Source organism: Stenotrophomonas sp. 2YAF22 (genome assembly GCF_052114665.1).
Classification (GTDB): Bacteria; Pseudomonadota; Gammaproteobacteria; order Xanthomonadales; family Xanthomonadaceae; genus Stenotrophomonas; species Stenotrophomonas indicatrix.
This window is the reverse complement of record NZ_JBFRFE010000517.1, coordinates 1-3,158: the sequence shown is the minus strand read 5'-3', so window position 1 is coordinate 3,158 and position 3,158 is coordinate 1. Positions and strand designations below refer to the sequence as shown.

3 protein-coding genes are annotated in these 3,158 nt (G+C 66.9%); all 3 read right to left on the bottom strand.

Annotated elements, in window-relative coordinates:
* The coding region (locus tag AB4Y84_RS17445) for a sugar MFS transporter (protein WP_442250542.1) at nt 1-1,231 on the bottom strand (1,231 nt) is incomplete at its 3' end.
* A gap of 75 nt (nt 1,232-1,306) precedes the next feature.
* Nucleotides 1,307-2,356: a LacI family DNA-binding transcriptional regulator gene (locus AB4Y84_RS17440; protein WP_025874798.1), complete on the bottom strand. Its 1,050-nt coding sequence runs from the start codon at nt 2,354-2,356 to the stop codon at nt 1,307-1,309.
* A 96-nt stretch (nt 2,357-2,452) separates the two neighbouring features.
* Nucleotides 2,453-3,158, bottom strand: a 706-nt coding sequence (locus AB4Y84_RS17435; RefSeq protein WP_442250541.1) for a glycoside hydrolase domain-containing protein, incomplete at its 5' end; no start/stop codon positions are given.

Genomic DNA, 3,158 nt, shown 5'->3' with positions numbered 1-3,158 from the left:
GGATGAAGCTGGCCTGCACGCCGATGTGGTCAGCCAGGACGCCCTGCAGGTAGGGCACCACGGCGCCACCGACGATGGCCATGATCAGCAGGCTCGAACCCTTGCTGGTCAGCGGGCCCAGGCGCTCGATGCTGAGCGCGAAGATGGTCGGGAACATGATCGAATTGAACAGGCCGATCGCCACCACCGAGTACAGCGCGACATTGCCGGAAGTCATCATGGTCAGCGTCAGCAGGCCCACGTTGACCAGCGCGAAGATCGCCAGCAGGCGGCTCGGCGAGAAGCGCGCCAGCAGCGCCGAACCGGCGAAGCGACCGATCATCGCCATCGTCCAGTAGGCCGACACATAGTGGGTGGCTTCCTGCTCGCTGAAGCCGCCGATGGTGGGCATCGACAGATAGTTGACCAGGAAGCTGCCGATCGATACTTCGGCGCCGACGTAGAAGAAGATGCCGAGCACGCCCAGCAGCAGGTGGCGCTTGCGCAGCGCATCCAGATAGCTGTGCTGATGCCCGTGGTCAGCCTGCTCGGTGGTGTCGTTCAACGCCGGCAGGCGGAACAGGAACACGAACAGGGCCAGCAGCACCAGCGCCACGGCCAGGCCGACATAGGGGCCCTGCACCGCGTGTGCCTCGGCGGTACGGTAGGCGAGCTGCTCGGCGGCCGGCAGCGCGGCGATCTGCTCACCGCTCATGGCCGTGTTGGACAGGATCAGCATGCCGCCGAAGATCGGCGCGATGGCCGTACCCAGCGAGTTCAGCGCCTGCGCCAGGGTCAGGCGGCTGGAACTGGTCTGTTCCGGCCCAAGCAGCGCGACATACGGGTTGGCCGCCACCTGCAGCACGGTGATGCCGGTGGCCAGCACGAACAGTGCACCGAGGAAGGCGCCATAGACGCGCAGCTCAGCGGCCGGCCAGAAGCCCAACGCACCGATACCGGCGATCACCAGGCCGGCCACGATGCCCTTCTTGTAGCCCAGCGCTGCCACAAGCCGCCCGGCCGGCAACGACATCAGGAAGTAGGTGCCGAAGAAGGTGAACTGCACCAGCATTGCCTTGGCGTAGTTCAGCTCGAACACCGCCTTCAGATGCGGAATCAGGATGTCGTTGAGGCAGGTCAGGAAGCCCCACATGAAGAAGATGGTGGTGACCACGGCCAGCGCTTTGCCATTGGTGACGGCAGGCTGGTTGCCCGGGGAACCCGATGGGCGGGGCGTTGCGGAGATCGGCATGCGGTACGCGCCTCGATGCGCGAAAGGTCGTTGGTGCGTGGAAGGGTGCAATCAGTTCAGTAGCGAAGCATCAATTCAATTCGGACGTGCGGCGCTGCTTTCGCGGATGCGCAACTGTACCGGGGCGACCGTGCGCCGTGGTGGCGCATCCGGCTCCTCCAGCCGCTGCAGCAGCAGCGAGGCCGCCTGCCGCCCGCGTTCGCGCGGGTCGGCCGTCAGGGTGGTCAACGGCGGCACGGCAACCGACGCTTCGGAAATATCGTCGAAGCCGGTCACCGCGAAGTCACCGCCGGGACGGATGCCGCGCGAGTTCAGGCCCAGCATCAGGCCCAGCGCGACGGTGTCGTTGTAGCAGACCGCTGCGCTTGGCCGATGGCCGTCGACGAACAGTTCATCGGTACGCGCGGCCGCTTCCAGGCGGTTGGGTGCAGATTCGATCATCCAGCCGGGCGGCAATGCCAGCCCGGCTTCGGCCAGTGCCTGCTGGAAACCGGCACGACGCTGGTGGCAGGAACTCGATGCCGCGTGGCCACCGAAGAACGCGATCTGGCGATGGCCGCGCTCGATCAGGTGGCGGGTGGCCAGGTAGGCGCCATGCTGGTTGTCCAGGGTCAGGAAGTCCCAGTCGGCGCCTTCCAGTTCGCGGTTGAACAGCAGTACGTTGGCGTTGGCGCCCAGTACCTGCCGCAGCAGCGTGGCATCGCTGCCCTCGGCCGGCGACAGGATCAGGCCCGCAGGCGTGTGTTCCATCAGCGTGGACAGCACCGCCTGCTGCCGCTCGGGCGACTCGCCGGTACTGCCGAGCAGGGTAACGTAGCCGCGCCCGCCCAGTGCCTCGTCCACACCCGAAGCGAATTCGGCGAAGAACGGGTTGGACAGATCGTTGATGACCAGGGCGATGCTGGAAGACGTGCGCCGCCGCAGGTTCGCTGCAGCGCGGTTGTAGACGTAACGCTGGCGGCGCAGCTCAGCCTCGACCCGGGCGCGGGTATCGACGTTGACCAGCGGACTGCCACGCAGCACCAGCGACACGGTCGCGCGCGAAACGCCGATGGCACGGGCGATGTCGGTCACCGTCACCGCCTTGCCGGAACGCTTGCTGGAACTGTCGCTGTTGTCGTTCATCGTCTTCCCGCACTCCGATGGATGCTCAAGCCTAATGGATCGCGGCCCTGTCGTGCCGTGCCGTTCGCTGGGTTGCCTCGAACGGCACAGCCCGGCTCAGTGCAGCTGGCTGCCCGGTGCCGCGCACCAGGACACCGGCAGGTCCTTGACCGCCGTGCCCCAGCCCTCGGTCGGCGCCCGCCCGTCAAGCGCGAAGCGCAGCTTCGGGCCCTGYTGCAGCTGGCTCCAGCCCAGCCATACCGGGGCATGTGCCTGGCCGTCGACCTGGACACCCTGTACGTACTGCAGGCGGCGGCCATCGGCGCCAGGTGCCTCGATGCGCAGGGTGCGGCCATTGCCCAACTCGACCTCGACCTTGGCAAAGCGCGGCGTATGCAGCAGGAACTCGCCGCTGCCCGGCACCGCCGGGTACACGCCAATCGCACTGAACAGGTACCAGGCCGACATCGTGCCGAGGTCATCGTTGCCGGTCACGCCGTTGGGCGCATTGGTGAACAGCTGCTGCGCGGCGCGCACCACGGCGGCGGTCTTCCACGGCTGGCCGATCAGCGTGTACAGCCACGGCGAGTGCAGGTCCGGTTCGTTGTTCGGGTTGTAGCGGAACTGGTTGTAATAGCTGTACGGCCCGACCACCCACTCCTTGCGGGCGGCATTGAGGGGGTCGGCCTGCAGAGCGTCCATGGCGAAGAAGGCATCCAGGCGGCGGCCGGCCTGTTCGCGGCCGTCCATCGCTTCGACCAGGCCCGGCACGTCCTGCTGCGCCAGCCACTGGTACTGCCACGCGGTGCCTTCATGGAAACCG